The 25,192-nt window shown below is 30.2% G+C and carries 22 protein-coding genes; 2 read left to right on the top strand and 20 right to left on the bottom strand.

Going from position 1 to position 25,192, the window contains the following annotated elements; all coding sequences use genetic code 11:
* Positions 1–10: 10 nt before the first annotated feature.
* On the bottom strand, positions 11–250 hold the full coding sequence (locus tag K354_RS0107105; RefSeq protein ID WP_024954811.1) for a hypothetical protein: 240 nt from the start codon (positions 248–250) through the stop codon (positions 11–13).
* 78 nt (positions 251–328) lie between these two features.
* Here K354_RS0107105 and K354_RS0107110 point away from each other — a divergent pair, with 78 nt between their 5' ends.
* Positions 329–1,402 (top strand): methyltransferase, encoded by a 1,074-nt coding sequence (locus tag K354_RS0107110; RefSeq protein WP_024954812.1) that lies wholly within the window; start codon positions 329–331, stop codon positions 1,400–1,402.
* A gap of 3 nt (positions 1,403–1,405) precedes the next feature.
* Here the strand turns inward: K354_RS0107110 and K354_RS0107115 are convergent, their stop codons facing one another.
* From K354_RS0107115 to K354_RS0107145, 7 genes are all read right to left on the bottom strand, one after another.
* Complete coding sequence (locus K354_RS0107115) at positions 1,406–2,161, bottom strand: hypothetical protein (protein WP_024954813.1); 756 nt, start codon at positions 2,159–2,161, stop codon at positions 1,406–1,408.
* 2 nt (positions 2,162–2,163) lie between these two features.
* Complete coding sequence (locus K354_RS0107120; protein WP_024954814.1) at positions 2,164–3,084, bottom strand: manganese-dependent inorganic pyrophosphatase; 921 nt, start codon at positions 3,082–3,084, stop codon at positions 2,164–2,166.
* Between the two features lie 53 nt (positions 3,085–3,137).
* A complete protein-coding gene (gene mnmL, locus K354_RS0107125; protein WP_024954815.1) occupies positions 3,138–4,706 on the bottom strand; it encodes a tRNA modification radical SAM protein MnmL/YtqA in 1,569 nt (522 codons plus the stop codon).
* A gap of 163 nt (positions 4,707–4,869) precedes the next feature.
* Positions 4,870–7,989, bottom strand: a complete 3,120-nt coding sequence (locus K354_RS0107130) for an efflux RND transporter permease subunit (protein ID WP_024954816.1) — start codon at positions 7,987–7,989, stop codon at positions 4,870–4,872.
* Positions 7,990–9,129, bottom strand: coding sequence for an efflux RND transporter periplasmic adaptor subunit (locus K354_RS0107135; protein WP_024954817.1), 1,140 nt, complete (start codon positions 9,127–9,129; stop codon positions 7,990–7,992).
* Positions 9,126–10,355, bottom strand: a complete 1,230-nt coding sequence (locus K354_RS0107140) for a TolC family protein (RefSeq protein ID WP_024954818.1) — start codon at positions 10,353–10,355, stop codon at positions 9,126–9,128. The genes K354_RS0107135 and K354_RS0107140 overlap by 4 nt, the downstream gene beginning before the upstream one ends.
* Positions 10,352–10,786 (bottom strand): MarR family winged helix-turn-helix transcriptional regulator, encoded by a 435-nt coding sequence (locus K354_RS0107145; protein WP_024954819.1) that lies wholly within the window; start codon positions 10,784–10,786, stop codon positions 10,352–10,354. Before K354_RS0107145 ends, K354_RS0107140 begins: the two co-directional genes overlap by 4 nt.
* A 144-nt stretch (positions 10,787–10,930) precedes the next feature.
* On the opposite strand from K354_RS0107145, the gene K354_RS0107150 reads away from it, so the two are divergent.
* A complete protein-coding gene (locus K354_RS0107150) occupies positions 10,931–11,245 on the top strand; it encodes a DUF309 domain-containing protein (RefSeq protein ID WP_024954820.1) in 315 nt (104 codons plus the stop codon).
* Positions 11,246–11,251: 6 nt separating this feature from the next.
* Here the strand turns inward: K354_RS0107150 and K354_RS0107155 are convergent, their stop codons facing one another.
* The 12 genes from K354_RS0107155 to lpxC all read right to left on the bottom strand — a co-directional run bounded on the left by K354_RS0107155 (position 11,252) and on the right by lpxC (position 25,190).
* Positions 11,252–13,843: a M14 family metallopeptidase gene (locus K354_RS0107155; RefSeq protein ID WP_024954821.1), complete on the bottom strand. Its 2,592-nt coding sequence runs from the start codon at positions 13,841–13,843 to the stop codon at positions 11,252–11,254.
* 3 nt (positions 13,844–13,846) lie between these two features.
* Positions 13,847–15,358: a helix-hairpin-helix domain-containing protein gene (locus K354_RS0107160; protein WP_037940437.1), complete on the bottom strand. Its 1,512-nt coding sequence runs from the start codon at positions 15,356–15,358 to the stop codon at positions 13,847–13,849.
* The gene (locus K354_RS0107165; RefSeq protein WP_024954823.1) at positions 15,336–16,283 is read right to left on the bottom strand and encodes an ATP-grasp domain-containing protein; all 948 of its coding nucleotides are present in this window, start codon (positions 16,281–16,283) and stop codon (positions 15,336–15,338) included. The genes K354_RS0107160 and K354_RS0107165 overlap by 23 nt, the downstream gene beginning before the upstream one ends.
* An 11-nt stretch (positions 16,284–16,294) precedes the next feature.
* Positions 16,295–17,395 (bottom strand): M20 family metallopeptidase, encoded by a 1,101-nt coding sequence (locus tag K354_RS0107170; protein WP_024954824.1) that lies wholly within the window; start codon positions 17,393–17,395, stop codon positions 16,295–16,297.
* A gap of 117 nt (positions 17,396–17,512) precedes the next feature.
* Positions 17,513–18,256, bottom strand: a complete 744-nt coding sequence (locus K354_RS0107175) for a sulfite exporter TauE/SafE family protein (protein ID WP_024954825.1) — start codon at positions 18,254–18,256, stop codon at positions 17,513–17,515.
* Positions 18,244–19,257 (bottom strand): bifunctional diaminohydroxyphosphoribosylaminopyrimidine deaminase/5-amino-6-(5-phosphoribosylamino)uracil reductase RibD, encoded by a 1,014-nt coding sequence (gene ribD, locus K354_RS0107180; RefSeq protein WP_024954826.1) that lies wholly within the window; start codon positions 19,255–19,257, stop codon positions 18,244–18,246. Before ribD ends, K354_RS0107175 begins: the two co-directional genes overlap by 13 nt.
* The gene (locus K354_RS0107185; protein ID WP_024954827.1) at positions 19,251–19,682 is read right to left on the bottom strand and encodes an LSm family protein; all 432 of its coding nucleotides are present in this window, start codon (positions 19,680–19,682) and stop codon (positions 19,251–19,253) included. Before K354_RS0107185 ends, ribD begins: the two co-directional genes overlap by 7 nt.
* Positions 19,672–20,049, bottom strand: a complete 378-nt coding sequence (rbfA, locus tag K354_RS0107190; RefSeq protein WP_024954828.1) for a 30S ribosome-binding factor RbfA — start codon at positions 20,047–20,049, stop codon at positions 19,672–19,674. The genes K354_RS0107185 and rbfA overlap by 11 nt, the downstream gene beginning before the upstream one ends.
* 3 nt (positions 20,050–20,052) lie before the next feature.
* Entirely contained in the window at positions 20,053–22,653 is a 2,601-nt protein-coding gene (gene infB, locus K354_RS0107195) for a translation initiation factor IF-2 (RefSeq protein WP_024954829.1), read from the bottom strand.
* 303 nt (positions 22,654–22,956) lie between these two features.
* Positions 22,957–23,841, bottom strand: a complete 885-nt coding sequence (thrB, locus tag K354_RS0107200; RefSeq protein WP_024954830.1) for a homoserine kinase — start codon at positions 23,839–23,841, stop codon at positions 22,957–22,959.
* Between the two features lie 9 nt (positions 23,842–23,850).
* A complete protein-coding gene (locus K354_RS0107205) occupies positions 23,851–24,234 on the bottom strand; it encodes a hypothetical protein (RefSeq protein WP_245600585.1) in 384 nt (127 codons plus the stop codon).
* Positions 24,235–24,305: 71 nt separating this feature from the next.
* Positions 24,306–25,190 carry a UDP-3-O-acyl-N-acetylglucosamine deacetylase gene (lpxC, locus tag K354_RS0107210; protein WP_024954832.1) on the bottom strand — a complete coding sequence of 295 codons (885 nt, stop codon included), beginning with the start codon at positions 25,188–25,190 and terminating at the stop codon, positions 24,306–24,308.
* Positions 25,191–25,192: the final 2 nt, after the last annotated feature.

The raw sequence follows: 25,192 nt of genomic DNA on the forward strand, positions 1-25,192 counted from the left end.
TTTTTTGCCCTTATTGAAAAAAATCTTTTACACTTTGCCAAGCGCTTTTACTAGTCTCTTTTGTCTCTTTTTTTATCTCTTTGGTTGTATCTTTTGTACTCTTCCACGTATCTTTAGTTGCTTTTTTTGTACTCTTCCAAGCATCTTTAGTTGCTTCTTTCGTACTTCTCCAAGCATCACCACCTGCTCCTGCCTCTAAAAAACTCATAGACAAAAATGCTACAAATAAAATTTTCAATAATATTTTCATGATTAGCTCCTTAAAAAGATAGATTTTAGCTAAATTTATATTAAAAATGAATATACTTCAAAAAACAAAAGTGAAGCAATGAATAATCTTTTTAGAAAAAATGACTCAAAGTCCGCATTAGAAGCTCAATATGAAGCTCAAAAAATAGCATTTGCTCCTATTATTTTTCAAGTAACAAAATCGATGAGAGACTTTGGTATTTTAGAAATTTTACAAAAAAATGATAAAATGGGAATAAGTTTAAAAGAGTTGACAAAAAAAATAGATTTAAGTGAATATGCAATTAAAACTCTTTTAGAAACTTCTTTAAGTGCCGACATTGTCAAAGTAAATAATGATAAATATCGTATAACAAAAACTGGCTATTTTTTACAAAATGATACAATGACAAAAATCAATATGAACTATAATCACTATGTCAATTATGAAGGACTTTTCCATCTAGAAGAATCATTAAAGCAAGAAGCCCCAATAGGTTTATATAAAACTTTTGGCGATGATAGTTCTACAATCTATCCAAAACTCTCAACTCTTCCTCAAAAAGCTAAAAAAAGTTGGTTTGAATTTGACCACTACTACTCTGATACAGCTTTAAATGAAGCTGTTGATATACTCTTAGATATGAAACCAAATACGATTTTAGATATAGGTGGAAATACTGGAAAGTTTTCTATGAATATTGCAAAAAAAAATAAAAAAATAAAAATAACTATTGCAGATCTTCCTGAACAAGTATCACTTGCAAAACCTAATATTGCAAAAAACAGTCTTGAAAATCAGATAGATTTTTTTCCAACAAACATACTAGACCACCAATTATCTCTTCCTAAAAATTATGATATTGTTTGGATGAGTCAATTTTTAGATTGCTTTAGAGAAGAAGACATTATTGCTATCTTAAAACGAGCGAGAGAGGCAATAAATACTAATGGAAAAGTATGTATTATGGAACCACTTTGGGATAAACAAAGATTTGAAACTTCCTCTTTTTGTATTATCAATACTTCACCATACTTTACTGCATTAGCCAATGGCTATAGTAAAATGTTTAATGCAACTGATATGCAAAACTATATTGAAAAAGCTGGATTAAAAATTGTAAACCAAATGGATAATATAGGGATTTGCCAAAGCATTATAATATGCAAATAAATTTTATTTTATTTTATTAATAGACTTCGCTAGCTTAAATACCTTCTCTTTTTTATTAAAAAAGTAGATAGCTTCTTGAGCTAGCATAGTGTCATAAAAACTCTCTTCATGCACAAATGTTTGAAAATTTAATACATATCTTTCATAAGTTTCTTGATAATCTAAAAGGCTGTCTAAATTTTCAAAATCTTTTTCTATACACTTTATAATTTTTTCATCAAAAACTTCGTAAGCAAGCTTTAATATACTGCATAATTTCGTATGAGTTTTCTCCAAATCTTTATATTCTGTATCAATATCATTTTTTCTATATGCCTCGTACTGCAAAATAAAGATTTGATTAAGTCTGTACAAAAGTACTCTAAATACTTTAGAACAACTCATACCAATATGAAAATGTAAATCCAAACGAGACAATCCTACTGCATCACATTTTTTTAAAACTAAACTTACATCAAAATCATAATTTTTAGGGTTTCCAAAAAGTTTTAAATATTTGGATTGATACCTTTTGTCATCTGTAATTTCTTGGAGTTTTTGTATTTTTTTATCTATACTAACCTTCTCTTTAGCAATAAGAATAAGTTTATTTAAGTTAGAAAGAGAGTTTTTATATTGTTCAAGTACATAAATACGGTCTTCAAACTCATATTTATAAGAATTTTTATCAGCATACTTATAAAGTGTACAAGAATTAGATTTTTCTTGTAAATACTCATGCAATTCTTTGCATTTATGAACTAAAAACTCTCTTTTCATGTTTATGCGAATACTTTTTCTACAAATGGAATAACTTGTTTTTTTCTACTCAAAACTTTTGGTAACCAAACTTGAGAATTTTCTAATTTCACATCAAATGCACGTTCAATTAAACTATCATCATCACTTACTACCAAAAGTTGTGATCCTTCCTCCATAATATCTGTTAAAAGAAGCATTGTTGTATGTCTATTACCTTCATCTTTTAAAGCTTTTAAATCTGCAAATAAATCATCTTTCATATTATCAAATACACTTAAATCAACAACTTCAAGCTGACCTACACCCACTTTTTTACCACCCATATCAAAATCTTTATAATCACGAGTTGTAAGTTCTCTGGGAGTTGCACCTTGTACTGCAGATTTTACTAAAAACATTTCCATCCCAAGTGCTTTTACATCTTCTATCCCAGCAATCTCAGCTAACTCTTTACACGCTTTTGTATCATTTCGAGTACAAGTTGGTGATTTGTATATAACAGTGTCACTGAGTATTGCACAAAGCATCATACCTGCTATATTTTTAGGAATATCCACTGCATAATAATCATACATCTCTTTTATCACTGTATTTGAAGAACCAACAGGACGTATCCAACACTCTAGTGGAGCTGATGTAGTAATATCCCCTAGTTTATGATGGTCTACTATACCTTTTATATTTGCTTCTAATATATCTTTAGGAGCTTGTGCTAAATCAGAATAATCCACAATATAAACATCTTCACCAGCGTACTCAGTTTTAAGAAGTGGAAGCTCATATCCAAACTTATTAAGTATAAACTGTGTCTCAGGACTAATCTCACCTTGACGAGTAGGGATACACTCTTCTCCAATTTGACTTTTCAAATACGCTAAAGAAATTGCCCCTACAATAGAATCACTATCTGGGTTTGTATGCCCAAAAACATATGCTGCCATAAACTAACCTTTTATTTTTTTCTTATTATATAGTTTTTGTGATTATGAAAAGTTTATGCTTTTAAATGTTCCCTATATTTTGCTATCTGTTTATCTGTATATACCAAATAGGGATCGCTATAAGGCACTCCTTCTATGTGTTCATAACCTTTAGTAGCAACTAAACCTTTAATATCTTTTAGAGTTACTATTTGGCTTTTAAATCCAGCTTGACTAAGGGCTACTCTCACTGTATGAAGTGACGTAGAACAAACAAGAACACCATCTTCATGAAGTAAATCATGGAGTATTTTAAAAACTTCAATACTTACCATAGAAGGATTTTTATCTTCACTAAATGGGTCTAAAAAGATAACATCAAATTTCTCATCAAGTTTTCTAAGACTATAGCGTATATCTCCAACAATAAACTCTAGGCTATTGTTTTCATCACTATAATAACTTTTCTCATAAAGAGCATGAAGTAAGGGATTATCTGCTTCTTTTAATATACTTCTATCTTGGTCAAGTGCTTTTACATGTAAAGAATTTTTTTTCTTTAGTTTTATAGCTTCAAGTGAATTAATTCCATAACCAAAGCCTATATCTAAAAGTTTTACATCCTTACATGTAAGGCGTTTTTGTAAATCTGATTTGTCGATAAAAAGCTTTTTAGCCTGTGCTTTTGCTCCACTTCTTGGATAGTAAAAATCTTTATATTTTTCACTCCAAAACTCACGATTAGTATCTGCTTTTCCATATCTGTACTGCATAGCTTGTACTATATACTCTCCAAATTGTCCTTTTTCCATATACCACAGAGGTGCTATTAAATCTTTATTAGGAGTATCCGTTGCGATTCTTATAATAGGGATATTTGAAGGTATCAATCTTAATAAATATATAAGTTCTTCTGCATATTCATACTCATCAAATATTTTAAATTTTCTCTTTGTATACTCATCGTGCAGTTGCGTATTTTTGATTACATGTAGATTATGAATCTTAATACCATCTACTTTACATGTAACAAGTTTTTTTACTGTATGTTCCCAATCACATCTGTTTTCATTTGGAAGTCCTACAATCACATGAGCAAAAATTTTTATCCCATAACTTTGAAGTTTCTGTATCGCTTCAAGACTGCATTTGCTATCATGTCCACGATTGATTTTTTTAAGTGTTTCATCATTGAGGGTTTGAACACCAAGGTCTACTATGACATCTATCTCTTTATTTAACTCTTGCAGATATTTTAAAGTCTCATCACTCAAACAATCAGGTCTAGTTCCTATGCTAATCGCATCAAAATCGTGAAATTTTAAAAGTTTTGAGTAAGTCTCTTTTTGCTGAGATAAAGTTGTAAATGTACCTGTATAAGCTTGGATATAAAGCATAAAATGCTCTGCTTTATATCTTCTTTTAGCAAATGCAACAGATTTGTGTATTTGCTCTTCTATACTTTTAGCATCCAGACTTTGGGCAGAACGAGCACCATTTTGCGGACAAAAAGTACACCCTCCACTGCCATCACTTTTTCTATTAGGACATCCCAAATCTAAATCAATAGGGATAGAGTAGAGTACCTTTCCATAAGTATCCATCATATAATTACGATAAGAATAATAGGGTAATTGACTCATGTTTTTATAAGAAAAAAGATAACTCTTGACATAAATCTAGACATTAAAAGTCCAAAAAATATAAATTCGTATTTCTTAGATATCACGCTTTTCCTTGTTTGTTAAGTGACTGTTTTGAAGTGAAAAAGGTACCATATTTCACAGTACCTTTTCCTTGTTTTTACTATTTAGTTTCTTTTTTAAAACTAAATTTTTGTTTTATTCTCACAACTAAATAAAAGAAAAGTGGAATAAATAAAACACCAATCACTGTAGCCGCTACCATACCACCAACAACTGTTGTTCCAATGATATGACGACTTGCACTCCCTGCACCTGAGCTAATTGCTAAAGGTAGAGTCCCTACTATAAAAGCCAAAGAAGTCATAACAATAGGTCTAAATCTTAACCTTGCAGCTTCTATTGTTGCATCAAATAGACTCATTCCATCGCGCAGTTTATCCATTGCAAACTCTACAATTAAAATAGCATTCTTCGCAGAAAGCCCAACAAGAGTAACAAGTCCTACTTGGAAGTATACATCAGCTTCTAAGCCTCTTAGCAAAACTGCTATTACAGCTCCCAATATTGCAAAAGGAATAGACAGAATAACTGCCATAGGAATACTCCAACTCTCATACAACGCTGCTAGAATTAAGAAAATAAAAATTGCCGCATAAACAACAGTATAATTTCCTTTAGATTCAAGTTGTTTTTCTTGAAGAGTTGTTCCCGCCCATGCTATAGTGTACCCTTCAGGTAAAATTCTTTTTGCTATCTCTTCGATTGCTTGGTTTGCATCATTTGATGCATATCCTATTCCTGGATTTCCTGTAATTCTTGCCGCATTAAACATATTGAAACGCTGAATAATACTTGCATTTACTACTCTTTTTGTATCTACAAAAGTACTCAAAGGAATAAGCTCACCATTGTTTGAGCGAACAAAAACATCTTTATAGTTATCTTTAGTTGCTCTAAATTTTGAATCTGCTTGGATATTAACATGATATGTTCTTCCATAAAGGTTAAAATCATTGATATATCCTTTTCCAAAAGTACTTTGTAGAGTTACATAAATATCTTTTAGACTTACACCCATAGCTTTTGCTTTTTCTCTATCTATACTCAACGAGTACTGAGGAACATTTGCATTTAGTGATGATCTAGAACCTGTTATTCTTGGATCTTTACTAGCTTCAGCTAAAATCTGCTGTGTATATTTATTAAGCGTTTGTAAATCTCCACCTGTTCTATCTTGTATCCACATTTCAAATCCACCTGTCATACTCATCCCACTAATTGGAGGAGGACTAAGAGGAATAACAAAAGCATCTTTATTTTGCATCATTCTCATAAAAAATTGTCCTGCTAGTGCTTGTGAACTTTGGTTTGGTAATTTTCTCTCTTCCCAAGGTTTTAGAGGCACGAACATAACTGAAGAATCTGTTTTATATGCAAATGTTGTTAAATCAAGTCCGGTGATAACTCCCGTGGATTCAATATCTTTATGACTTAAAAATGCATCTTCTATCCCATCTACTATTTTAATAGATTCTGATAATGAAGTTGCTGGCATCATATTAATTATTACTAACAATATCCCTTGATCTTCAGCTGGGACAAGACCTGATGGTATTTTTTGCATTGTGCCATATGTCGTATATAAAAGTCCACCAAAAAGTAAAAGTGAGAATACCCATAATTTTATTGTTTGTCGCGTAATACCAATAAATATCTTTGTAAGCCAATCAAAAAATTGATTAAATTTTCTAAGAGGCCAAATAGGTTCACTTTCATGCTCTTTTAAAAATACAGCACAAAGTGCAGGTGTTAGAGTAAGTGCAACGATACCTGAAATAACAACTGCTATAACAATAGTAATAGCAAATTGTTTATACATAACACCACTAAATCCACCACTGAGTGCTGCTGGTATAAAAACAGCCGAAAGTACTAATACAATCGCTACAATAGGAGTTGTCAACTCCTTCATTGCTTCTGTCGTAGCCTCTTTGACACTTACAGCTTTTGTTTTTAATATCCTCTCAACATTTTCTATAACAATAATGGCATCATCAACAACCAAACCAATAGCCAAGATAAGACCAAAAAGGGTTAAAAGATTAATAGAAAATCCTGCAACATATAATCCTGCAAAAGTACCTATAATAGAAACAGGAATTGCTAGCACAGGAATAATAGTCGCTCTAAAATTCCCTAAAAAAAGATATATAAGTATAGTTACAAAAACAACTGCTTCTAAGAGTGTTTTTATAACCTCTTGAATTGAAGCCTTTACAAATATACTTGTATCATATGTCATTGCATAATCTAAACCTTTTGGAAAAGTAGCTTTTAACTCCTCTAACTTTTTATCAATAGCCGCTGAAACATCTAGTGCATTTGCACCTGAAGATAAAAAGACACCAACTGGCATCATAGGTTTTTTAGAATACTTTCCACTTGTATAATATGTATCTGAGCCAAGTTCAATTCGAGCAACATCTTTCAAACGTAATGTTGATCCATCTGTATTTGAGCGAATAATAATATTTTCAAATTCTTGAACAGTTTTAAATCTACCTTCGGTGGAAACAACATATGTAAATGGTGCCTTTTTTTCTAATGGTTCAGAACCAACACTTCCTGCAGCGTATTGATTATTTTGACTTGATATTTGATTACTTATATCTGTAGGTGTTAAATTATAATGTGCTAATTTAGCCGGATCTATCCATACTCTAATAGCATAATCATTTTGCCCAAAAACTGTAGCTTCTCCTACACCGTTAATACGCTTCAACTCATCAATAATATTAATGCTAATATAGTTTGAAATGAACAATATATCATGTTCTGGATTATCAGAGAAAAAAGATACAACTTTAATCATATCAGGAGAACGCTCCTTAACACTTACTCCTTGTCTTTGTACTTCTTCTGGTAATTTACTCAGTGCTAATTGCACACGGTTATTAATATCTACTTTTGCTTGTGAAACATCTGTACCAACTTCAAAATAAACACTCATAGAAAGAATACCACTTGGAGCTGCTGTTGAAGTCATATATGTCATATGTTCAACACCATTAATAGCATCTTCAAGTGTACTTGAAACCGTTTTGGAAAGTGTCTGTGCATCTGCACCTGGATAAGTAGCAGTTATCTTAATTTGAGGAGGTGCAACTGCAGGATATTGCTTTACAGGCAACACTTGTATAGATACAACTCCTGCTATTATTATCAAAAATGCTATAACAGTAGCAAAAATAGGCCTATTTATAAAAAATTTTGAAAACATCTATTGTTCCTTGTTAATTACTTTATCTACCACGACTGGAGCACCTGGTTTTACTCTAAAGAAATTATTTACAATAACTTTATCTCCACTTTTCAGTGGTCCACCATTTAGAACAAACTTATCTCCTGATTCATTACCTATTTTTACTGGTCTAATAGCAACTACACCCTTGTCTTCAATAAATACAATAGTTCCAAGAGGATTTTGAAGTACCGCTTTTTGAGGTATTGTGATGATATTTTTTTGTGTAATATCATTTAATAAAACTCTTACAAAACTTCCGGACATAAGATACCCATCACTATTGTCTACCACGGCTCTCATTTTTACTGTTGATGTTTCTTTATTGACATTTACATCCATAAAATCTATTGCACCACTTCTCTTTGTTGCTTTTCCATCTATCTCTAAAGTTACATTAATCACTTTGTTTTCTGGCATTGTCCAAATATTGTTTTTTATATTTACATAATCACTAAAAGGCATAGAAAATTCTACAAATACTTTATCATTTTGAGTAATTTCTACAAGAGATGTAGGAGGATTTGACACAACTAAATCTCCAACATCAACTTTTTTTAATCCTATAGTACCATCTATAGGCGCTTTAACTTGCGTATAATCAAAATCTATTTGTGCTTGATGTAATTCTGCTTTTGATAAAGATAAAGAAGCTAATGCTTCATTATAAGAAGACCATGCTACATCTCTTTTTTCTTGCGTTGTTGCTTTTCTTGCATATAATCTCTTAACTCTTTTCCAATTGCGCTCAGCATTATCCAAAGTTGCTTCACTCATTTTTACAGAAGCATTAGCTGCATCTACTTTTGCTTTATATATATTATCCTCAATTTTATATAACAAATCACCTTTTTTTACTTTTTGTCCTTCTTCAAAATACTTATTTTCTAGTACCCCCAAAACTCTTGAAACCACACTAACATTTTGAAATGATTTAATTTGTGCTGGGTACTTTAATAGTATTGGTAAGTCTTTTGGTGCAGGAACAATATATATATCTGCTTTTGGAGCTTGTCTTTGTGGTGCTTTGGCACCTTTATTATCTGTTGCTTGTGCTAAAGTAGGTACTAGTAAAAGTGATCCTACTAATACTATTAGTCCTTGTTTTAGTTTTTTCATTTTATATAATCCTTAATATTTTTATTTGTATAGTAATAGTACGAAGCATATGCAATTTGAAGATTATTTAATGCTGTTTCATACTGGGCTTTAGCATTTGTTTTTACACTTAATGCATCTAAGTAATCTACATTATTAACTGAACCTGCTTTGTACTTTTCAGCAATAATTTTATATGCACTAATTGCAGACTCTAATGAACTTTTAGCACTATTGATTTGTGCTTTAGTCGTATTTATTTTAGATAATGCCAATTCTATATTTATATCTTGTTCTTCAGTAGCTTGTTTTATTTGGCTCTCTAATGCCATTTTTTGAATCAAAATTGATTCTTTTTGCTTTTTAAGATTTCCATTATCAAAAAGCTTTACGTTAAATGTTAGAAGTAATACATTTTGATTATCTAATCCATCAGGATGAGTAGAATCACTTCTTCCATAATCATATACATTATAAGTATCTTCTAATCTAATTTGAGGAAGATACCCAGAGTTGATTGTTTTAGCTGAATACTTAAATGACGATGCATTAGATTGAAGTACTTTTATATCATCACTTAATTCTTTTTGTATATTAGTTGGAACCTTAACAATAGAATTATCTAATGTCTCAATTTTTTTACCAATTTTTATACTAAGAAGCCTTTTTAAAGATAAAACTTGAAATTTTGTTGCTTCTATTTGATAGATATTGTCACTCAAAGCAGCTTGCAATTTATCAATTTCATCTTGAGTTGCACTTCCAACTTCATAAAACTTCTTAATTCTTTCAAGTTCAGCTTCTAATTGGATATTTTTTTCATTCAATGCATTTAAATTTGCTTCTTCACTTTTTATATTATAAAAATCTTCAGCAATTGAAAGTTGTAAATTCTTTTTATAAGATGATGTATCATACTCTGACGATTTTAATAAAGCTTTATTTTTTTCTATCGTATTATGTTTTTTTCCTCCATCATATAAATCAACTCCAACTGTTGCATAGCCTTTATATATATCACCAGCTATCCCTACAGATTTTTGATCAGAATTTTGATATGCTCCACCTAAATCAATAGTTGGATAATAAGCACTTTGTGCAACTTCTATATCTTTTGATTTTGACTCTTGTGTCAATGCTTTTGATGCTACCATATGGTTATTATTAATAGCAAAATCCATCAACGACTGCAATCCTTCTGCATACAATGCAGGAACTATAAAACATAGTAATGCTAAACGTTTCATTTATTTAATCCTCTGTAATATTCTTTTATTTGATTTAATACTCTAAGTGTTGTTTCATAATCTTTTTCATCTACTATTTCTCTTAACTCTTTTTCTCTTTTCTCAAAAATAGGAGCAAGCTCTTCTATATTATTTGCTGTTTTTTTAGTAACATAAATTTTATAAACTCTTCTATCTTCTTCTGAGTTTTTTCTTACTAATGCATCTTTTTTTACTAAGCAATCTATCATTCTTGTTATTGTAGTTTTATCCTTATGTAAAACTTCTGATATTTGTGTTTGTGTGCAACCTGGCATTTCATAAACCAACTTTAAAAGAAGCCCTTGTTCACTGCTAATTCCAAATTTTTTCAAATATATATTGTGTTCATTTTCCATAATATTTTTGGTGAGTTTAAGCTGAAATCCTATACAACTGACTAATTCTTTCAAAATACCTCCTTTATGCAATAGTTGCATATACAACCTTTGGCTATGCAACTATATAAAAATAAACCTTAAAAGTCAAGAAATAAATTAATATCTAACTTTTTATAAAAAGATATAATAGTTTATTCAAAATACAAAAGAGAAACAATGAGAGAATTAGAAAATTTTCTAAAAGTAGTGTATAACAATGATTTTGTTGAAGGCCATGAAGTTTTAGAAGACAAATGGAGAGAGTGGAAAAATATACCTAAAAAAAGAGAAGAGAGTTTTATCCTAAAAGGTCTTATCAATGGTTCGACTGCCTTAGCACTTAAAGTCATGAAAAGAACTGACCCAGCCAACCAAGTATGGGAAACTTTTTTAAAATACTCTTCTCTTATAGACAAAATAGATTCAAACTATACTTTACTTTACAAAGAAGCTAGAGAACTTCTACATGTAAAGTATAAAGAGTTTTTTTAGCTCAATCTATTTGTTTTCAGGAATATACTGTATAACAACAGGTTCTGAATAATTGGGTACATCATCATAAGTAAAAATTGAAAAATATTTACTTATATCAAGTGCCCCAAAATCATCATATGTATAATTATCAGGTCCTGCATAAATCTTTTGTCCATCTTTTTGAGAAGCAGGAAATCTATATGGATTTTTTATAACTTTTGTACCCCTAAATCCATTTTCAGTAGGATTTTCCCAAGTAAGTTTAATTTTTCCATTTTCAATAAAAACTTTTGCATTTTTTACTTGTGCAACAGGAAATCTTCTTTTTGCAATATGCTCTATTATGAGTTTAGGAGACAAATCTTTATTATTCACTTCCCATGCAACAATTTTATCTTTAATAGATTTTTTTGAAGACGTGGGTTTTAAAACAAAAGCTACATCGCTTCTATCTTTTAATTTTTGATTTAATTCACGATTTGAGAATTCATCAAACATAAAATATTGTGTTTGATTGTTCTTTAACTCATTTGCACTAACATCATATCCTATGTTTTGAATTACTTCTCTATTACTAATACCCTCAAAATCTTTATCGATACTCTCATCTACAAACTCTAAATGAAACCTAATATCATCTTTTAAATATATCTTCGTTGAATTTAATTCAAGGTATGCATTCACTATCATTGTCTCATTATATGGAGGAATAGTTCCTAAATTAAACTCCATAGTAGAATATATTTTTGATCCATCCTTATCAAATCCAGATATAAGCTCATTCTCTTGTATTTTGTTTTTGCTTATTGTATGAATTATTTTTGGATATATTGTTGTGATTTCTGGTTCTAATTTATATGTTAACTCTAATCTTGGTCTATACTCTAAACCTCCACTAAACTTACCATATCCTAAGTCCCATTGCATCATCTGTTTACTTCTACCAGCTTCTAACTCTTTAGGACCTTCTATTCTAAAGGTTATAAGTCCATTTTGAATTTGCTCATTTAAAGCATCACATTCTAGCCCTGAAAAATCCCATTTTCTCCAAATCCCTTGAGTAAGTTGATGTGATTTTGTAGGTTTACCTACATATGAAATAATTTTCATATTATCAACTTCATCAAAATTTGTTATATCCTTGATACTTTGAGGGTCTACAAGTCCTACGTTCCATTCACCATATTTTTCAATTGTAGCAGAAACTCTGTTTATAGGATAAAGACTAAAGTATGCAGACTTTATTGTAATATTTTTGGGTATTCTTAAAGGATTTATAGTCACTATAGCATATGATACTCCTTTGAGTTGATCAACGCCAACAAATAAAGAATTAACACCAAAATGCTGAGCATTATTTTTTAATTTTTCTGCTACATAGCCCGTCTTTGATGCTTGTGCATGGTATGTTCTTGTAAATTCATCAAAATCTGTATCTGTTCGCACTCTTATTTGTGGATAAAAAGCTGATTTTATGGTACGTGATTTATTTACCGCTCTGATGTTATAGTAATAATCAGTACATGATTCTAAATGTAAATCTGTAAATTCTAAAGACTTTGTTCTTGTAACAAGGTTTGAGCCCATACAAAAACTTTTATCTTTTCTACTTCTATATAATTCAAAATAGACATCTTTTTTTGAATTATAGGTCCATTTTAAACTTACACTTGAAGAGCCAACACTATTAATTTCAAAGGAGTCAACTCTTTTTAATTTTGCTTTTTCTCCATAATTTGGTACATCATTTAATGCTGAGAGGAGTGCCTCGATGTGCTCTCTTAAATGCTCATTCATATTTCCCATATAATCAGAAATATTCCTGGTACCAACTTCAACTACACTTGAGAGTATTCCTTTTGAATGATAAAATTCTCTACCGCTTCCAGAGATAAGTTTTGCAGGAGGTTTTCCTTGATGTATCCCATACTCTCTATAGGAGACTTTTCTAATTTTTTCAGCCATATTGGCACATAAAATATTAATATCTGTTGTATCAATTGCGTCTTCATGCCTAAAGTCATGTGCTGGGAAAAATACATTTCCTTGTGAATGATAATCTAGTGCAATAGTTATATTTGAATGAGATTCAACAAAATCTCTGAGTGCTATAGTTTCTGGTTCAGAAAATGGAGTTGGACCTCCATAAACATTTGAATTTGGTTTCGTTCCACTTACAAATCCAATGGGAAAGTTCCTATTTAAGTCTACCCCAAAACTTCCATCAGCATTTTCTCTTCTATTTTTTCTCCAAAAATTAAAATGACTTCTTGAGTATTCATAACCATCTGGATTTGCACAAGGTACCATATATATGGTGGCTTTTTCTAAATAGAGCTGAAGCATCAAATCTTGTTCTAAATTTTCCAATATATATTTGGTAAATTCAACAGCAAGTTCGTGCCCTATCCACTCTCTTGCATGTATAGTTCCTGTGAAAAATAGTGCTGGTTTTGTATCTGCACTTTTTATATCCTTAGAAATCGTTATTACATTAATTTCTCTTTTTTCCCACGTTTGACCAATAGATTCTATTTTAAAATGTTTAGGATATGTTTTTTCATACTCTTGGAAAATATTTGTAGATTCATTATACGATTTATATAATTTTTTCAAAGTTTATTCTCCTATTTTAAATCTTGATTTCATCTCACAAATTTTATTTTTGCCAATTCCTTCTATTGCTCTTAATTCATCGATAGATTTAAATCTCCCTAACTCTTGTTTTTTATCTAAAATAAGTTTTGCTAACTTTACGCCTATACCTTTAATTGATTTTAACGATTCACTGTCAACCTTATTAATATTATATCTCATGTCATCTAAACTTTCATCCCATATCAAAATCATATGCTCATCAATAGATTCAATATCAAGTAAATCAGAAGTATCTGTTAAAATATTACACTTAGCATACTCACAAATTTCAATCGCCAAATCTTCTTCCATCCCATGTAGGGTCATTATATCTGTTAAAGTTGCCTCATTTAAATTTATTTTTTTCATCACACAAACCTCTTGATTATCATGCTCTTTTAATAACTCATCTTCTATTGGTAAATCTTTAGGTTCAACAAGTTTTGGCATATCATATTCTTGACTTTGTTCAGCTATCTCCATATCAAACGTATCATTTATATCTTTAATAAAATATGTTCCATCACAACTTGGTTTATATCTACTAAACCCAATATATCTCATTGTTCTTAACAAATTAGAATCAATCTTACCTAACTCTTCCCATGAATAAAGAGGAACATGAGGTTTTGGAAAAACCCCCTTAGAAAAATCCCACATCAAATACTGACAAATCCAATCTCTTATGTAAGGAAAAGCTGCAAATGCAGTTGCACACTCTAAGATATAGGGTTTTTCTGTTTTTTTATCAATAACTATATCACAAGCCCAAAATTCTGCTTTTGCTGCCTTACTTGTTTCAACTGCAAGTTCAAGTGCACTCATAGGAACATTTTCATAACTCATACTTCCACCTTGACTAGTATTTGTTATCCATTCTCCCTTAGCAGAATATCTCCAAAAAGCACATATAGGCTTGTGCCCTATTAACATTATTCTTAAATCTCCGGAATTCTTCATACTAATTGCATTTTGTGTATATATAGGATTATATTTTCTTTTTTCTATTAATTCTTGAGCTTCTTTATAGTTATTAACTTTATGAACATAATATCCTCCATAGTTTGATGGACCATAACTTCTTTTTATTACTTGCGGATATTTTGCCTTTTTTTTCAAATATTCATAACCCTTTTTTTTATTATAAAAAATTTTTGTTTTAGGTGTAGAAAGATTATATTTTTTACAAAATAGAGTCACATTTTCTTTTGATTTATTTGGAAATTGTGTTTGAATGGATGGTACAAATCTAACATGTGGTAATTCTTTTGCAATTTGAACAAAAGTATCATACGCAGTAGCTGGAATATTTCCTATTAATATATCTATTTTCTTTTTTTTCATTTCTTTTATAAATCTATTTTTATCATTTTTCCAATGGTATATAACACTTTCTATAGGGTCTGGCCAGCCCTTAAAATTTGACTGATCAAAAAATCTTAAAACATAATCTAAATATAAAAATCCTAATTTAGGCAACTTCTGTTTGCTCATCAAATATCCTTTCTTTTTGTATCGCTTTTTGAGTTTTTTTATCTATTAAATCAACTATCAAATCTATTTTTTTATCATTAAAATTTAATCCCATTTTCTCTTGTTCTGGTGTTGCGAATGCAGGGATACCATTGACTTCTAATACTAAATATTCTTCATGTTCTCTATCATATATAATATCAATTCCAGCTATATCCAAACCTGCTATTTTGGCTGCTTGAAGTGCCAAATTAGCAACTTCATCATTCAATTCTCTTTTAAAAATAGAACCTCCACTTGTAATATTTGTTCTCCAATCACCTATTCCAGCACGTCTTCCATAACAACCCACCAATTTTCCATTAACAACATCTACTCTATAATCTGTATTGTCGTAATCTATAAATTTTTCAACATAAAAGTACCTTAAATCCATTTGATTTAAAAAAGGCATTACCATATCTAATGTTTCTTGACTATCTATTTTAGTAAGGCCTACACCACCCCAACCATCTGTAGGTTTATATACCATCTTTTTCCAATTTGCAATTAAAAACTGTAAATAATGAATATCATCTCTATGACATAAATTATAATTTGCTGTTTTTATGCCATTATTACTAAGTAAAAAAGAAGTTTGAAATTTATCTTCTGTTAATTCAAATGATTCATAAGAATTTAAAGTGGGGATTATTCTATTTAATGCCTTATACAAATACATTTGGTATTGTGTTTGTTCTCCTGCATTATAAGAAAAATAAAGATCTAATTGATTCATATTAACATCATTGCAAACTATATTTTTATTTTTTGCTAAAGCATTTCTTAAATTTAAATCAGTAATTGTTTGGATTTCTCTTTCTCGAAGCTTTTTTACTATTTTTTCTTGAATAACAGCTCCACCACCATTTGAATATAACCACATCCCAATTTTTCTTTTATACATAACAACCTCATTTATATATTGGTCTTTTGAAAATAGCTTAGAATAGTCGTCATCATTTTTATTCTTTGAATAAACGAACTTTTTAATGCTCTTTCATTGTTTGTATGATCCCCATCACCAAAAGGACCGAAGCCATCAAGAGTTGTAACTCCCATGTGTGCCATTATATTAGCATCACTTACACCACCTCTCCTTTGTGTATATATTCTTTCGTTAATTAGTCTTTCAAAAAGTCTTATTAACTCAAACTGTTTTTTATTCTCTTGCATAACATTTCTTTGAATTACACAATTTGCAGTTGATTTTGTTCCAGCCACATATGAAAAATCTGTAATTCTTTCTACTTCTTTTATAATACGTTTTTTTTCATCTTCAGTATTAAATCTAAACTCCATCATCATTTCACAATGAGGAGATACTGTATTGATACCTATTCCCCCTTCAATTTTCCCAACGTTAACAATAGTCCCTTTATCAAAATCCATTAGTTTTGAATACTCTTGAAGTTTATATGCAGCTTCTAGATTTGCATTAATTCCTTTTTGGTATGAAGTACCAGCATGAGATGCTTTTCCTTCAACTCTTATAATATATCTTCCTACACCCTTTCTTGCAGTTACTAATTCAAGTTTTTCTCCTGCAGCTTCAAATACAAAACAGTAATCATAATTTTTTGCTAATGAAGAAGTCAAAAGAGAAGAATCATCACTACCTGTCTCTTCATCTGAAACTAATAAATAATCAATATTTGTTATTTTTTGATTTTGTTTGTATATATTTCTAAGTGCTTCAAGTGCAACTATATTTCCACCTTTCATGTCGCAGACACCTGGCCCATAAATATACTCATCGTCTTCACTGAATCCTTCAAAATAGCCATTTGGGAAAACTGTATCATTATGTCCTAAAAGCAATATATTTGGTAAATTTTCTTTTTTCGGGCTTACATGTAAATGATGATCACCTATAAGTTCTCTGTTATAAGTAATTGTTTTAAATCCTAACTCTTCTAACCATCCAGACATAATTTGACTCACTTCATCTACACCAGCTTTATTTTGCGTATATGAATTTATAGTAACGATTTTTTCTAAATCTAATAGATACTTCATAATAATTTCCTATCTAAAGTAAATTATTATATACTATGAATGATTAATAATCAAGATATAATTAATCATTTTTAATAAAAAACAATTAATTATAAATAATTATTGTTTTTACTTATATTATTTTATAAAAAATTTAATTATGAGGTAACAAGAGAGAATCCATAAACTAAGCCGTAATATCTTTGCATACAAGTTTTCATCAAGCTTAGCTCTAATTTTTAATCCTAGAAATAATCCAATTAAAGAGATTGTTACAATCGGTATCATAAGTAATAAAAACTTTGAAGAAAAACTTCCATATATACCAAATATAACTATTTGAATTGCTTTACTAATAAAAAAACAAAAATTCATTACAATAATGGACTTTTCTTTTGGTATTTTACTTTCTATTATATAAATGATAAGCACTGGAATCATTATATTTACAAGTCCACTTACAATCCCACTGAAGAATCCAAAACTAATCATTAGTAGTTTTGGATTTTTTTGTATACTCTCATAAAGAGAAAATTTCATATGACCTGTATTTAAATATAAAAGTATTACTGAAGCTAAAATAAGAGTATACGCATCATTGTAAAATACAATAAGAAAATTTGTTCCAATAAAACTTCCTATAAGAACAAAAAGTATAAGTAACCAATACTCTTGCCAAACTTCTCTAAAATTCCCACTTTTTTTTATTACATTAGCATTGACAATCATCGTTGGGAAAAGTGTATAAAGAACAGATTCTTTAAGAGTTAAAAAGATAGATAAAAGAGGAGTTGCGACCATAGGAAAACCAAATCCTAATATGCCATGTGCTAAACCTGCTCCAAAAAAAACAATTATTTCAAATAAGACTAAATTCTCCATGTCTTTTTATACCATGTTAAGGTATCATTTTCAATAGGCATACTAAAAAATTCTTTAAGATTTTGTTCTAGAGTAATTTTATTGCCATTTTTCTCATAACTTGAACGATATACTAAAATATAATCAACCATATCTTTAATAGCTTCATACATTCCAAAACCACCTTCTATCATAACAAATTTATACTCTTTTATTTTATCTAAATTATCTTCTATAAATACCTCTCTATTTTTTATATTAAAAAGAGGTATATTTTTATCGATGTTTTTTTCTTTTGAGTAAATTAAAACATCAGGTGCTTTACCATTGACCATCCTAGCATCTAAGGTAGGTCTATCAACTCGTACTGTATTACCACCAATAACAAGTAAATCACACTTGTCACGTAAGGCATGAACATGAGTTCTTGAAGCTTTTCCTGTAATTATGCCACCGTCGATAACATTGTTTTTACTCATTGCTATTTTAAAAAAGACAAAAGTATCTTTTTGCCATATACTAAATGACTCTAATAATTCATCACATTTTTCTTTTAATATACCTATATCAACATTAATTCCAGCAGATTCTAAAGTCTTGACTCCACCACTTGCTTGCTTATTTATATCTAACGAGCCTATTACAACTCTTTTAAATTTCAACTCTTTTATTAGCTGTGAACAAGCTGGTGTTTTTCCTATATGATTACAAGGCTCAAGTGTGACATATATAGTTTTATCACTAAAAATTCCATTATGATTTTTTAATAAATAATCATGTATCTCGTGAGAGTTAACTATATTTTCTATATTTGTATCATGTGAAATTTTTAGATAAGCATTTTTTATAGCATTTACTTCTGCATGAGGTAAACCTGCAAATTGGTGAACACCTGTTGCTATAAGATTTGAATTTTTATCTGCTATTGCTGTACCGACAGCTGGATTTGGAAAAGTCAACCCTTGATAAGCCCACGCTTTATCAAGGGCAAGTTGCATAAAATATTCGTCTATGTTTACCATTTATAGTAAGTTCTAGCCTTTTCTATATCATCTAGAGATAGAGTTGTCACTTCACCATCTTCTTCAATAATTGTTATTTTTCCATCTTCCATAGATTCCAACTTACCTATAATTTTATCAGTATTTATAAGCTTAACTTTAATATCTTGGCCAATTGAACCTTTATAATGCTCAATTTTTTTTAGTGGTCTTTCAATTCCTGGACTACTCACTTCTAAAGTGTAAACACCATTTACTGGTGGTTCTAAATCTAGAATTGGAGAAAGTATACGGGTTACTTCTGCACATTTATCTAAACTAATTCCCTCTGGACTTGTTATATAAATTCTAAAAATCTTTTGTTCAAATTCACTTACAGTTTCTAGGTCATAAAGTTCAACATCACAATCATGAAGAATATTTACAATAGTTTCTTTAGTTGTCATCTTTATTTCCCTTTTTTAATTCTTTTGCAACTTGTTCAAACAAAGCATCCATTTGATTTTGTTTTTCTAATTTATCATCAAATTTAAATCTAAAATTGGGACATCTAAACCAACCTTCACTCTGCATACAATAAGTTTTTAAAACGGAATTAACTTTTCTTAGATGGTTTATAATATATTTTTTTTCTTCTTCATCAAACATCATTTTATCAAGATAAACTGTAGCATCATATTTTCCGCGAGTACACTCTACATCTATAACGCAAAGTCCTCGTAACATCTCATCATTTAAAGTAGAAAGTGCTTCAGGGATAAGTTCCCTCAAAACACTCTCTGTTCTTTGTAGTTTTATACTTTTTTCACTCACGTTTTATACTTCTAATTTAGCTTGTTCTTCTACTTCTTTAAAGCTTTCAATGAAATCTCCGACTTTAATATCATTAAAACCATCAATTCCAATACCACATTCATAACCTTTTTTCACTTCATTCACATCATCTTTGAAACGCTTCAATGAAGATACTGTACTTTCATATACAATAACACCTTCACGAATAAGGCGAACTTTAACACCACGGTTAATTGATCCATCAGTTACGATACAACCTGCGATTGAACCAAGTTTTGGTACAGAAAATACTTCTCTAACTTGTGCTTGTCCAATATTCTCTTCTCTTATAACAGGAGAAAGTAATCCAGAAACCAGTCCTGTTACATCATCAATCAAGTCATAAATAATATTATATGTTTTTATCTCAACACCACTTGATTTTGCTTTTTCTTTAACACTTCCAGTAGGACGAACATGAAATCCTAAAATCACACAATTTTCACTAGCTTCAGCTAAAGCAACATCACTTTCAGTAATTCCACCAACACCAGAACTAATAACGTTTATTTGCACTTCATCATTTTTAATTTTTGCTAAAGAGCCTTTAATAGCTTCAAGAGAACCTTGAACATCTGCTTTTAAGATAACTGGTAAGTTTTTAATAGCACCCTCAGCAATTTTTGAACTTAACTCATCTAAAGTTACTTTAGTAGATTTTGATAACTCTTTTTGGCGTAAATAATCTGCACGTTTTTGCGCATATTCACGAGCTATTTTATCATTTTGTACACTTACTAAATGCTCACCAGAACCTGGTACTTCACTTAAACCTAAAACAACAACAGGCTCACCTGGTTTTGCTTCTTTTACTGGTTTTCCTAAATCATCAAGTAAGGCTCTTACTTTACCATAACCAGTACCTGCAACAATAGTATCACCTACTCTAAGAGTTCCTTCATTGATTACAATAGTAGCAACAGGACCACGACCTTTTTCTACTGAACTCTCAATTACAGTTGCTTTTGCTTCTCTATTTGGATTTGCTTTTAATTCTAATAAATCAGCTTGAAGAAGAATAACTTCTAATAAATCATCAATACCTTTTCCTGTTTTTGCTGAAACTTCAACAAATTCATATTCTCCACCCCAATCAACTGGAGTTACATTCACTTCTGCAAGACCTGCTTTTGCCATATCTGGGTTAGCCGCTTCAAGATCCATTTTGTTCATAGCAATGATAAAAGGAACTTCTGCTGCACGTGCATGTTCAATTGCTTCTATTGTTTGAGGCATTACACCATCATTTGCAGCAACAACAACAATAACAATATCAGTTACTTGTGCACCACGACTTCTCATTTCAGTAAAAGCAGCATGACCTGGAGTATCTATAAATGTAATATTTCTACTATTTTTTTCTACCATATAAGCACCAACATGCTGAGTTATTCCACCAGCCTCACCACTTGCTACTTTTGAACTTCTAATATAATCTAAAAGTGACGTTTTACCATGATCAACATGCCCCATAATAGTAATAATTGGTGCGCGTTCTATTAAATCTTCATCATTTGACTCTTCATAAGCTCCAACATAATCAAACTCTTCTTGAGCATCGATTGTAGTTACTTCAACTTCAAAAGTCTCAGCTAAAATATCTATAGAATCTTTATCTAAGAAATCATTTTTAGTAACCATCATACCTAGTAAAAATAGCTCTTTTATAACTTCACTAACTTGTTTTCCAATTTTCTCAGCAAATTCATATACACGAATCTCTTCAGGAATTTCTATTGAAGATACAACTACATTATCAGTATCTATTTGTTTTTTAACACGTTTTTTTCTTCCACGTCTTTTAATACCTTGCGGTTGGATAAAACTAGGTCTTTTTGTAGTTCTAATTTGAGATGGATCACTATTCTTTTTAGTTCTTTGTTCTACTTTAGGCTCAATTTTAACAGAAAAATCTGGTAAAACTACCATATTATCTTCCAAGTCCATCTTAATATCTGCCATATCACTAAATGCAATATCTATCTTCTCAGCTGAAGTTTTTTTCTCTGCAGGAGTCTTTTTTACTTTTTTCTTTTTCTTTACAGCTTCACTACTATTTCCAAGAACAGATTCTAAAGTTTGTGAATTTTTCTTTTTAGCATATGGAGATGGAAAATCTTTTGGACTCTCTACAACTTTTTCTGGACGTTTCTTTTTAACAATTACTAAACCTCTACGTTTACGTACACTAGCGGTTGCTAAACTCTCTTTTTTAGGCTCTTCTACAGGAACTTCTACTTTTGGTTCTTCAACTTTAGGAGAGGTTTTAACTGGCTCAGTTTCTACTTTAACTGTTTGATCTACTTTCTTTTCTACTGTCTTAACAGCTTTTATAGATTCTTCTTTTGGTTTTTCTTCAGACTTTTTAGGTTCTTCTACTATTTTTTCAACTTTTGGATTAGCTGTTTTATCATTCTCATTTACGCCTGTTAAAACATAATTCATAAGTTTTTCGGCTTGTTCTTCAGTAACAGCACTAGAAGCAGCCTTTACTTCTAATCCTAAATCCATTGCTTTTTCAACAACTTCTTTACTTTTAATTCCAAGCTCTTTTGCTATTTCGTGTATACGCACCTTAGTCATATGGTCCAGTCTCCTTAATTGTGCTCTCGCACTTTGCTTGAGAAAAAATCCCCAAACTCTTCTAATTTTTTATATTTTAATTTAAATTTACTATTTATTACTCGTACTATGCGTTTCTCATCGAGTTTAAAACAATCTAAACACATATAACAACTACGACCTACTTTTGAAAATTGGGTTACTTTTCCATTATTTATTTGAAAGCGGGTTAGAGTGTTTTGTTCAAATCGTCCTCTACAGATAATACACATTCGTATGGGTTTTTTTAATTTGCACATGATTATACCAAAATTAAACTGTTTTTTAACTTTCGATTATTTCATAACCGAGGTTATCAAAATCAAATGATACAATTTTAAAATTTTCAAATCTATTTTTTAATTTTTCAATCAACTTTTGCTCATTTTTTTCATAAGTCATACTAAAAAAAGATGACCCACTTCCGGATAATGTACTCATTAAAGCTCCATTTGCTAATGCAATTTTTCTTACTTCAAACAGTTCTTTCATTTTTTTCATTCTTCTGTTCTCATGAATTCTATCTTTACTTACACTTCTTAAAAGTTCCCAATTTTCACTAAAAAATGCTGCACTCATTAAACCAACACGTGAACTATTAAAAATTACATCTTTCATTGAATAAGATTTTGGAAGTTGTGTTCTAGAATGTGCTGTAGACATCGCACGATCAGGTATAACCATCACTACTTTGATATTTTTAGGTAAATCTTTTTTTAAAGTCTTTACAACACCTTCATCAATAACAGAAGTTGTAAATCCACCATACACTGCTGGAGCTATGTTATCTGGGTGACTTTCATATTCAAGAGCTTTATTTAAAACACTCTGTTTTGTTACTTTAACATTTGCCATATGGTACGCACTTGCAATTGCCCCAACAATAACTGCTGAACTACTTCCTAATCCTCTTGAAAAAGGTATATAATTTTCAAATTCAAATCTAAAATTATCTTTTTTTCCTACTAAATCTTGATAAATTTCATTAAAAATAGATACAAATATATTATTTACTTTTAAACGTGATCTATTTTCACCTTCACCTTTTATAGAGACACTTTGGCAAGAATACGGTTTAATAGTTACGTAATTATATAATGATATTGCTAGACCAAGAGAGTCAAAACCTGGTCCTAAATTTGCACTTGTTGCTGGTACCTTTATACGCATTAAACCCCTTTAAACTGCTGGCAAGATATATAATGGTTCTATATCTTTACTAAAATTTTCTATTTTCAAATTTTGTGGAAGATAAAAATCACATTTTATTTCATCTTCAATAAATTCTGTTTTTATTAGTTCATCTTCTTTCACAAAATACATTTTTCGCATAGCTTTTATAGGACTATTTTGATTGAAATTAAATCCATCTGTAGCAAAAAGTTCAATACCTTTTACAATGGATAAAGTTCTTAAAAGTATATAAGTTATCTTAATAGCCATAAAACTACCAGGACCTCTTGCAAAGAAAATTCTTTTACATGTAAACTCTTCAAGTATATCTTTAAATATTAAAGGCAAGGCTTCACTCGTTTGTTGCTCACTACATATACTTTTAATCAATATATTATTTTCATATATACCCACTTGCAGTGGTGAAGTTAAAGATATAACAACAATATCTACTACCGATTTTATGCGAACACCTCTATGTATGCTAAATCATCTACTTTTGCGAAATCCCTTACTTCATAATTTTTTGGGTCTTTAAGTATCTCTTTAGTAAGTAAATGGTTTAAATTATGACTCCCTGCATATGATTCATAATCAGCTACAACAGGAGCTCCTAAAAGTGCTAAATCTCCAATAGCATCTAAAATTTTATGTTTTACAAACTCTTTTGGAAATCTTAATCCTTCAGGATTTAAAATCTTCTTATCATCAAGAACAATAGCATTTTCAAGTGAACCTCCAAGGGCTAAACCTTTACTTCTTAAATACTGTACATCTTTTAAAAATCCAAATGTTCTAGCACGCGCAATTTCTTCTATATACGCTTTTTTACTAAATTCAAATTGATAATCTTGTTTTCCGATAATAGGATGAGTAAAGTTAATAGTGAAATTATATATTGGTTTACGTGAAGGTTTTACTCTTGCAAATTTCTCACCATCTACAACTTCGACTTCTCTTTTGATAATTAAAACACTTTTATTCTCATCTAATTCTCTCATCTTAGCTTCATCTAACATCATACAAAAACTAATTCCACTACCATCCATTACTGGAACTTCTGCACTATCTAAAGTGATTAATATATTATCTATTCCATATGAATATATCGCTGAGAGTAAATGTTCTATTGTAGATATATAGTTTTGTCCATCGCCTATGACTGTTGCATTATTTGTATTGACTACATTTTCAGGACTTGCTTTTACACTCATCCCCACATCAGTTCTATAAAAAACTATACCGCTATTTGCTTCTAATGGCTCTAATGTTATTTTTATAGGCTCACCCTTATGTAGCCCTATACCAACACTCTCAACCTTTTTAGCAACAGTAGTTTGTCTCACCT

Source organism: Sulfurospirillum arcachonense DSM 9755, from assembly GCF_000597725.1.
Lineage (GTDB): Bacteria > Campylobacterota > Campylobacteria > Campylobacterales > Sulfurospirillaceae > Sulfurospirillum_A > Sulfurospirillum_A arcachonense.

Excerpts from the sequence above, each read along its gene's own strand:
- K354_RS0107105 (WP_024954811.1), bottom strand. The coding sequence starts at position 250 with ATGAAAATATTATTGAAAATTTTATTTGTAGCATTTTTGTCTATGAGT.
- K354_RS0107110 (WP_024954812.1), top strand. The coding sequence starts at position 329 with ATGAATAATCTTTTTAGAAAAAATGACTCAAAGTCCGCATTAGAAGCT.
- K354_RS0107115 (WP_024954813.1), bottom strand. The coding sequence starts at position 2,161 with ATGAAAAGAGAGTTTTTAGTTCATAAATGCAAAGAATTGCATGAGTAT.
- K354_RS0107120 (WP_024954814.1), bottom strand. The coding sequence starts at position 3,084 with ATGGCAGCATATGTTTTTGGGCATACAAACCCAGATAGTGATTCTATT.
- mnmL (WP_024954815.1), bottom strand. The coding sequence starts at position 4,706 with ATGAGTCAATTACCCTATTATTCTTATCGTAATTATATGATGGATACT.
- K354_RS0107130 (WP_024954816.1), bottom strand. The coding sequence starts at position 7,989 with ATGTTTTCAAAATTTTTTATAAATAGGCCTATTTTTGCTACTGTTATA.
- K354_RS0107135 (WP_024954817.1), bottom strand. The coding sequence starts at position 9,129 with ATGAAAAAACTAAAACAAGGACTAATAGTATTAGTAGGATCACTTTTA.
- K354_RS0107140 (WP_024954818.1), bottom strand. The coding sequence starts at position 10,355 with ATGAAACGTTTAGCATTACTATGTTTTATAGTTCCTGCATTGTATGCA.
- K354_RS0107150 (WP_024954820.1), top strand. The coding sequence starts at position 10,931 with ATGAGAGAATTAGAAAATTTTCTAAAAGTAGTGTATAACAATGATTTT.
- K354_RS0107160 (WP_037940437.1), bottom strand. The coding sequence starts at position 15,358 with ATGAGCAAACAGAAGTTGCCTAAATTAGGATTTTTATATTTAGATTAT.
- K354_RS0107165 (WP_024954823.1), bottom strand. The coding sequence starts at position 16,283 with ATGTATAAAAGAAAAATTGGGATGTGGTTATATTCAAATGGTGGTGGA.
- K354_RS0107170 (WP_024954824.1), bottom strand. The coding sequence starts at position 17,395 with ATGAAGTATCTATTAGATTTAGAAAAAATCGTTACTATAAATTCATAT.
- K354_RS0107175 (WP_024954825.1), bottom strand. The coding sequence starts at position 18,256 with ATGGAGAATTTAGTCTTATTTGAAATAATTGTTTTTTTTGGAGCAGGT.
- ribD (WP_024954826.1), bottom strand. The coding sequence starts at position 19,257 with ATGGTAAACATAGACGAATATTTTATGCAACTTGCCCTTGATAAAGCG.
- K354_RS0107185 (WP_024954827.1), bottom strand. The coding sequence starts at position 19,682 with ATGACAACTAAAGAAACTATTGTAAATATTCTTCATGATTGTGATGTT.
- infB (WP_024954829.1), bottom strand. The coding sequence starts at position 22,653 with ATGACTAAGGTGCGTATACACGAAATAGCAAAAGAGCTTGGAATTAAA.
- thrB (WP_024954830.1), bottom strand. The coding sequence starts at position 23,841 with ATGCGTATAAAGGTACCAGCAACAAGTGCAAATTTAGGACCAGGTTTT.